This is a genomic window from Spirosoma sp. (assembly GCF_026391055.1).
Taxonomy (GTDB): domain Bacteria; phylum Bacteroidota; class Bacteroidia; order Cytophagales; family Spirosomataceae; genus Spirosoma.
In genome coordinates this window covers 1,151,949-1,160,905 of record NZ_JAPLET010000022.1, presented here as the reverse complement: position 1 = coordinate 1,160,905, position 8,957 = coordinate 1,151,949, and the positions used below count along the sequence as shown (strand labels likewise).

The window sequence follows — 8,957 nt, the reverse complement described above, 5'->3', positions numbered from 1 at the left end:
TTCAGATTCGTTATACGGAAGTGGTGCTCAACTACGCCGAGGCCTGTCTGATGCTGGGTCAGGAAGCGGAGGCCCGGAAGTGGATCAACGCGGTACGCTTTCGGGTGGGGATGCCGGCCATTACCGAGTCGGGTGCAGCCCTGGTGGCGCGCTACCAGAATGAGCGCAACATTGAAATGTTTTTGGAAGATCAGCGGTTCTACGACGTTCGCCGGTGGATGATTGCCCCCACGGTGCTGGGTCAGCAAGCGCGGATCATCGCGATTACGGGTAAGCTCAAGCCGGGCAAGACGGTCACGACCTACAAGTACAGCAAGGAGAACTACACGTATTCGTACAGTGTACAGGATCTGGGTACGGGTAAGGAAAATCGTAAATGGAATGACAAGATCTACTTCCTGCCTATCAACCGCGATGAGATCAACCGGAACAATAAACTGGTTCAGAATCCGGGTTACTAATAATAGTTAGTGAACCAACTCGATTACAAAAAATGCCAGTACTCTCGGGTACTGGCATTTTTTAGTTTATTTTTATAGAATTTTGGACTTCACTACCTGACCTTCCAGGATAAACATTACCCGCGACTGTAACTTTCTGAACATGTCAATTCTAAAAAAAACGGATTTCGTGAAAACGATTACGTATTTACTTGCGCTAACCAGCCTCATTTCAATAACCGGGTGTAATCAGTCAACGTCAAGCGGGGAGGTAAAGAATAACGAGGGTCCACCACTGTTTACGTCCCTAAGCCCCGAGCAGACCGGTATTACTTTTGCCAACAACCTGACCGAAGGCCTCAACACAAACGTGCTGATGTATGAATACTTCTATAACGGGGGTGGTGTTGCGGTAGGTGACTTAAACGGCGATGGACTTGACGATATCTACTTTAGCGGCAATATGGTTCCCAACCAGTTGTACATCAATAAAGGTGGGCTGAAGTTTTCGGACGTGACGGCAACGGCGGGGGTGGCCGGACGCGAAGGACCCTGGCGAACGGGCATTTCCATGGCCGATGTGAACGGCGATGGAAAGCTGGATATTTTCGTTTGCTACTCGGGCAGTTTGCCACCGCAGAAACGAATTCCCCAACTGTTTATCAACGAAGGGGCAGATGCGCAGGGCATTCCCCATTTTTCTGACCAGACCGCGCAGTATGGCCTCGATAAGCCCGAGCAAAGTACGCAGGGTGCCTTTTTTGATTATGATCTCGATGGTGACCTCGACTTGTTTCTGCTCAACCATAACCCACGTTTACTCCCCATCCTCGACCCGGACGCAACGGCGGCTATCATGAAACAGCCCAACCCTGAAATCGGTGTTCGGTTATTCAACAATACCGGTAATCGATTTGAGGATATTACCGAAAAATCGGGCTTGAGCAGTTCGGTATTGACGTATGGATTGGGTATTGGCGTATCGGATATCAATGGCGATGGCTGGCCCGATATGTATATCTCCAACGATTATGGCGTTCCCGATTATCTCTATATAAACAACCAGGGAGGACGTTCTGGCGGTCCGGTGTTCACCAACCAGCTGAAAAATAGTATTGGGCATATCTCTAATTTTTCAATGGGTAATGCCGTAGTTGATATCAATAACGATTCCCGCCCGGACATATTCACCCTCGACATGCTGCCCGAAGACAACCGGCGGCAGAAACTGTTGATGGCTCCCGATAATTACGAAAAATTTGATTTGAGTGTTCAGTCGGGGTTTCATTACCAGCACATGCGTAATATGCTTCAGATCAACGAAGGAGTAGTTGGTTCTGGTCCGCAAACAAAGGGGAAGTCCTCGGCGGCAGCAGCCCCCTTGTTCAGCGAAACAGGCCAGTTGGCCGGTATTTCCAACACCGACTGGAGTTGGTCGCCGTTGTTCGCTGATTATGATAACGACGGATGGAAAGACTTGTATGTTACCAACGGTTACGTCCGTGATTATACAAATCTGGACTTTCTGAAATTCATGACGGACTATATGCAGAACCGACCAGCCAATTTTCGTCGCGAAGATGTGCTCGAACTGGTTCATCGCATACCCTCTTCCAATGTTATGAATTACATGTTCCGAAACCAGGGCAGTGAACAAGGGGACGACGTGACATTTACCAATGTTGGAGCCACCTGGGGGTTAACGCAAACCTCAAACAGTACGGGTGCCGCCTATGCCGATCTGGACAACGATGGCGATCTGGACCTCATTGTCAACAATACCAACCAACCGGCCTTTGTCTTTAAAAACGAGTCTAATACGCTCCGTAAGCACCATTACCTGGCTATCCAATTGACGGGCAGTCGGGGTAATACCCAGGGCCTGGGCGCAAAAGTAACCCTGTATCGAAAAGGTAAACAGCAGTTTCTGGAGCAGATGCCTACGCGCGGCTACCAGTCAAGTATGTCACCCCGTTTGCACTTTGGCCTGGGAACTGACCCGCTTATCGATTCGCTGCGTATTGTGTGGCCAACGGGTAAGCAACAACTGCTGGCAAGTGTTAAAGCCGATCAGCTGCTGAAACTGGACGAGAAAGACGCCGTTACGCTGTATAAAAAACCGGTAATAGCACCAACTTTATTTCAGGAAGTGAAATCGCCGGTAGCCTTTGTCGATCCGGCCAAGCGAATAAACGATTTTAAACGACAGCCGCTCCTGGTGAACGCCCAGTCATTCAGCGGACCTTGCCTGGTGAAAGCCGATGTCAATGGCGACGGTCGCGAGGATATCTACGCCGGAGGAAGCAGTGGCGAAGCCGGCGCTTTATTTATCCAGCAAGCTTCCGGTCAGTTCAGCCGACTGGCACAGCCTGCTTTTGACGCTGATAAGCTGAGCAATAATGTCGATGCGGCTTTCTTCGATGCCAACGCTGATGGCTTTCCTGATTTATATGTTTGCAGTGGCGGGTATGCTGATTTGGAGATTAGTAACGATGTACGGTTGCTGGATCGCTTATACCTGAATGACGGCAAGGGTAAGTTTACCAAAAGTCCGAACGCCCTGCCTGCCATGCAAACCAGCTCAGGTTGTGTGCGGGTAGCTGATGTTAACGGCGATGGGCGCCCGGATGTGTTTGTCGGCGGGCGCGTAGTGCCGGGTCGTTATCCGGAAACACCCCGGAGTTACCTGCTCATTAATGCTGGAAAAGGGCCGGACGGCCAGCCAAAGTTTACAGACCAAACGGCTCAGCTGGCTCCCATGCTCGCGACGATTGGTATGGTTACCGATGCCGCCTGGACGGACCTCAACGGCGACCGGAAACCTGAATTAGTGATTGTTGGCGAGTGGATGCCGGTTACCGTGCTGGGTATGGAAAAGGGGAGTAGCTCCGCTCAACTGACTGACCAGACAAAAACGTATTTCGAAAAAGAATACCGTGGTTGGTGGAACAAACTCCTGGTGAATGATATAAATGGCGACGGCAAGCCCGATTTGGTAATTGGTAATCAGGGACTCAACACCCAATGCCGCGCCAGCGACAAAGAACCCGCTGAGCTTATTTACAAAGACTTCGACAATAATGGTAAAGTCGACCCAATTCTTTGTTTCTACATACAGGGCAAAAGCTACCCTCACGCCACCCGCGATGAATTACTGGATCAGCTCGGTATGCTTCGTCACCGGTTTACTAATTTCGAAAGCTATTCAAACGCCACCCTGACCGACGTATTTACTGAGTCGGAGCTATCAGGAGCTAATAAGTTAACCGCTAATCAGCTGATAACTAGTTGCTTTGTTAGCAATGCAGGCGGGAAGCTGGTTGAAAAGACACTTCCGCTGGCAGCCCAGGCATCTCCCGTATTTGCACTGACCGTCCTGGATTTTAATCATGATGGCCGGAAAGATCTGCTTTTATGCGGTAATGCCCGACAGACGCGGTTGCGCTTCGGGCGCTCGGAAGCGAACCCCGGATTACTGCTGCAAGGCGATGGGAAGGGCGGTTTTCAGGTAGTGCCGCAACCACGTTCAGGTTTTAAATTGACTGGCGACATACGGAGTATCGTAACCGTCGACAGCGGCAGCACATTCGTCTTTGGTGTTAACCAGCAGGCGGTGCAGGCGTATCGAATGAGTGGTGCCAAATAAGTATGTCGGTCCGACATTATGCCTGAATTTTTGATTTTTGAAAACCGGCTTGTTGGTAATGCGCAGCATTCGCCTGAACCGCCAATGGGTGGGGCACTACTGCCCGACTTGGTTTTCTGTGCCTTACGCCAGTTTACCATCGACAATGAGCAGGCAGAGGGCTTGTTTACGTTTATGGTGCAAAAAGGGCGGGAGTACATCCGTGTGCATAATTACGTTGGCTTGCTGACACTGCCCGACGGAAGCCGGCTGGAGATTCTGCCCAAAATTGACCAGCAGTCGAATACCCGTCCTCTGTTGCTCGCTATGCTTCGGCACCTGCGCAATAGCCCGTTCAGGACGTTACGGACTGCGCATAGCCGGGCGGTCAGAATCCCTTTGTGGGAGGTGTTTATCACTGCTTTTCTGGATACCGTAAATGCCTTGGCTCAGCAGGGTATCCAGCGGGCTTATGTAACGGTGGAGGGCAATGAACGCTTCTGGAAAGGTAGGTTTCAGGCCGCTCGCCAGCAGCGGGACAATGCCTGCCACGCCGAACGATTAGCGGTGGTTTACGATACCCTAACCGCCAGTGTACCACCCAACCGCATCCTGAAAACAGCCCTTGTTGCGATACGCACAAAAACGACAGATCAAGCCAATAAACGACGGATCCATCAACTGCTGTCGGTTCTGGACGAGGTATCCTTATCTGACGATGTACGATCTGATCTGCTGGCTGTTCGGCGTAGTAACCGATTATTTACGCGGTACGAAACGGCTCTTTGCTGGGCCGAAATGCTACTGATGGGGCAGGGGCCAGGTGTAAAAAAAGGTGATAAAGAAAGCATGGCGCTGCTGTTTCCGATGGAGCGGGTGTTTGAAGACTATGTCGCCCACGGCATCCGGACTCACTGGCCCAATGCCGACCAAATCAGCGTGCAGGAGTCATCGGCCCATTTGATTGACGAACATGTAGGCGTGCCCCGGTTTAAACTGCGACCAGACGTTATTATCCGGCATCAGGATCGAACGTTTGTGATGGATACCAAATGGAAACAGGTCAATGGCTCGTCTCCGGATACGTCTTCCCGCACGGCCAGTTACGGAATTGAACAGGCTGATATGTATCAGGTGTATGCGTACGGGAAAAAGTACGCGGCCAACGATCTTTTTTTGATTTATCCGGCTAACCCGAGCTTTCGTGAACCGTTACCGGTGTTTGCGTATGATGCGACCACCCGGCTGCACGTTGTTCCTTTCGATGTTACCAATTCGCTGGCTAATGAAGTAGAAAAATTAGCCCTATACGCTTTGTCGTTCTAACTAGAACTACCACCATGCCCCTTATTTTAACCTTAATTGGTATTTTAACCCTTGTTCTTCTCGTCGCTTTTGTTCGTTTAGATACGTTTATTTCGTTTGTCATCGTGTCTCTTGGCATTGGCCTGGCGTCTGGTATGGACGTTATTGCGGTTGGTAAATCCATACAGTCAGGCATTGGCGGTACGCTGGGCGAACTGGTGCTGATCATTGGGTTTGGGGCTATGCTGGGGCGGTTAGTTGCCGAAAGCGGAGCCGCCCGACGCATCACCGACGTGCTGATTGGCTGGTTTGGGATCAAAAATATACGATGGGGGCTGGCGCTGGCTGGCTTTGTGATCGGGATTCCCTTGTTCTACAATGCTGGTTTCATTATTGTTGTGCCCCTTATTTTCACCATTGCGGCATCGTCGCGCTTGCCGTTAATGTCGGTTGCCGTCCCCATGCTGTCGGCCTTGTCAGTTGCGCACGGCTACCTCCCCCCGCATCCATCACCCTCGGCCGTGGCGGGTCAGCTTAATGCCAACATCGGGCAAACGCTTATTTACGGCATTATCGTCGCCATTCCCGCTATTGTTATTGCCGGGCCCCTGTTCGGAAAAACCCTGACCAACGTTAAGGCAACGCCTAACCGGGAGCTATTCAATACCCGCGAAATACCCGCCGATAAATTGCCGGGGGCGGGCATCAGCTTTTTTGTAGCCTTGTTGCCTGTCCTTCTGCTGACCACATTCGGGCCTTTGAAAAATTCATTACCTGCCGAATCACCGCTGAAGACAATCGTTACGCTCATGGCTGAGCCCTATATTGGCATGTTACTGTCGGTACTGGTGGCAATGTATGCTTTAGGCATCCGGCAGGGATTAAGCATGAAGGCCATCACGAAAGATCTGGAAGAGGCTGTTAAGGCAGTGGCCCCTATTCTATTGGTTATTGCTGGAGCAGGAGCGTTGAAACAGGTTTTTAGTGATAGCGGAACGAGTAAATACATTGGTAGCCTTCTGGCCGATGCCGCCATTCCCCCTTTATTACTAGGCTGGGGTATTGCCGCTTTCATTCGGGTTTGTGTGGGTTCGGCCACCGTTGCCGGGCTGACAACGGTGGGTATTATTCTCCCGCTGATTCAGTCGCAGGCCATCAAACCCGAACTGATGGTACTGGCTATCGGCTCCGGTAGTCTTATGTTTTCGCATATCAACGATGGAGGGTTCTGGCTGTTCAAAGAGTATTTTAACCTGACCATCGGGCAAACGATCCGGACGTGGTCGCTCATGGAAACGATTGTATCCATTGTGGGATTGCTCGGCGTACTGGCACTGAATCTTATCGTGTAAACGGTGAATCGCCACGAACAGCTCTGATACAACCACTTTACAGTTACCTTGCCGCTAACCTGCTACATCTCGCGGGAAAGGCATCTGAGCGAAGTAGACAGCCTACTTCGCCCCATCTTACTAATTCACGAACTGGATGATAAAGCCTCCTTTGGGAGCAAACGTGTACTGCCAGATAGACGTAATTGGGTAAGTTTCCGTTTTAAATGTCATCAATGGATCTTGGCCTTCCGTAATCACTCTAAATCTAGAGAAGCCCTTTGCATACTTGGCCAGATTCAGTTTAACTGGTACTGCTTTATTCGTGCCATTTATGCCAACAATGTAAGATAGGCGGTCCTTCTGACGGGAAAGGATGAGCTGCTCGCCGGGTTCAGCCACAATACTCTCCGTTTTATCCCAGGTTGCCGGCATGTCTTTTAATAAATCCCGGACCGACACCGGCAGGGATTCGAATAGTTCCTTTGAATCCGCAAAGTGAATTATTCCCGACGTATAGATCATAGCCGTGGCAAGCTCATGAACAGCCGTGTTCAATCGGGGGTATTTTCGAATGGTTAGCGCAAACGGTGTGTAGTCTGTAGGGCCAGCTACATTGCGGGTAAATGGCAATACAGTATTCTGCTCAGCGGCTTTGTCCGGATATCTGGATTCGTAAAAGTAATGTTCCGTACCTAATACCGCTTCGGCTGTCATGAAATTGGGCCATGTTCGATGCCAGCCTCTTGGAACGGTGGTGCCATGAAGGTTGATCAGTAAATGCTCTTTCGCGGCATCCTCAAAAAGTGCGGGGAAGCAGGCCATCACCTCCTGCCGGTCTGAGCACCAAAAATCTATTTTGACTCCTTTGACGCCCATAGCCGCCAATTCTTTAAATCGCTGTTTTCTCTTCTCCGGGTCGAAATACGCTGCCGAATAGCCCCACACCATGGGTTTAACTCCCCTGGAAGTAGCCTTGGCAATGATACCCGCTTCGGCGTTGGCTTTCTCCCAGCCCGCATCAAACAGCGTGTAGCCAAAACCGAACGAAGCTGCAAGATCAGTAAATTGATTATACATCTCAGGGGAATGATCTTCGGGATGGGACCACCACGACCAGGTGGCTTTTCCCGGTTCGATCCAGGATGTATCGTCAATTTTAGAGGCAGGAGCCAAATCCGTGATGAGGGTTGAAAGCAGTATATCCCCGGCCTGATCACCAATGATGATCACCCGCCAGGGCATAGTCCAGGGAAGATTGGATGTCGGGTGATTATTCTCGCCCAGGGGAAGGTTATACTTTTCGTCTTTTTCAGCAAAGGCAATTTTATACAGACCATCCCTGGAATCGGGTTGGAGATGACAACCTGGAAACGAACCATCCGTTCCGGACTCCGCCAGTAAAACCCAGCTCTTACTGTTGTTTACCTGAAAAAGGGCTGGCATACACCACCCTACAGACGGGTTTCGGGGCTTACTAATTGAGTCGCCGGGGTGTACGTTGAAATAAAAATCTTCGTAGCCTGGGGTTACCTTTCCTGCTTTGTTATACGGCTGCAACCAGCCCCTGGCACTTTTTTCAATATGAAAGCCAGTGCTCTCGTTGTTAACCACTCGCATCTTTTTATCCTGATTCGGCAAACGGTAACGGAACGCAACGCCCTCGTCTCCGGTAACCAGATCAATGATCATGAGCGCGCCCGACTTATTTTTGAACGTTATACTCTTCGTGTCAAATTCATGATTTACCGTTTTGACGTTACCCACCTTCAGGTCGTATTTCTCCCGTCTTACGTCAATGGGTGAAACGTGAACGACTGAGAGGCCAGCCGTGAAATCCTGATCGTCGCAGCTGAGGCCAAGCGGAGAGTCGGCGATAATGATCTTATCCCGACGTGTTACCTGGTAATGCAATTCGCCATTTTTGGTCAACGACAAGGTGATTTTATTTGCTCCAAGCTTCGACCGTAGCTCCAGCGATTGGCTTGATGCATTAAGACTATTAAAAAGAAAAATTATGCCGACTAAAAAGGGGAGGGTTTTTTGAATTAATCGATTTCTCATACTACTGATTGGGTTTCTTCGTGCCGGCACTCATCATCACTACCAGTGTTAAAAAGACAAGAGAATAGCTGGTTGTCATAGATAGAATCTGCTTAAAGCGTTTGGAATTACGTTGCAAGTCAACTTTGGAAGGCGGGCTGATATGATTTATACTTATAGTAGGCACGCTCTCCCGGGTCATTGTGTTGGGCC

At 50.2% G+C, this 8,957-nt stretch carries 5 protein-coding genes; 4 read left to right on the top strand and 1 reads right to left on the bottom strand.

All coding sequences use genetic code 11. From position 1 onward, the window contains the following. The 4 genes from NT073_RS20260 to NT073_RS20245 all read left to right on the top strand — a co-directional run. Positions 1-461 (top strand): RagB/SusD family nutrient uptake outer membrane protein (locus NT073_RS20260; protein WP_297377031.1); only part of this gene is annotated, 461 nt, incomplete at its 5' end. A 142-nt stretch (positions 462-603) separates the two neighbouring features. Further along, positions 604-4,086, top strand: coding sequence for a VCBS repeat-containing protein (locus NT073_RS20255; RefSeq protein WP_297377029.1), 3,483 nt, complete (start codon positions 604-606; stop codon positions 4,084-4,086). An 18-nt stretch (positions 4,087-4,104) separates the two neighbouring features. Next, the gene (locus NT073_RS20250) at positions 4,105-5,391 is read left to right on the top strand and encodes an McrC family protein (protein ID WP_297377026.1); all 1,287 of its coding nucleotides are present in this window, start codon (positions 4,105-4,107) and stop codon (positions 5,389-5,391) included. Between the two features lie 14 nt (positions 5,392-5,405). Continuing rightward, a complete protein-coding gene (locus NT073_RS20245) occupies positions 5,406-6,722 on the top strand; it encodes a gluconate:H+ symporter (RefSeq protein ID WP_297377024.1) in 1,317 nt (438 codons plus the stop codon). Positions 6,723-6,842: 120 nt separating this feature from the next. Here the strand turns inward: NT073_RS20245 and NT073_RS20240 are convergent, their stop codons facing one another. Next, positions 6,843-8,765, bottom strand: a complete 1,923-nt coding sequence (locus NT073_RS20240) for a glycoside hydrolase family 97 protein (RefSeq protein WP_297377022.1) — start codon at positions 8,763-8,765, stop codon at positions 6,843-6,845. Between the last annotated feature and the right edge of the window lie 192 nt (positions 8,766-8,957).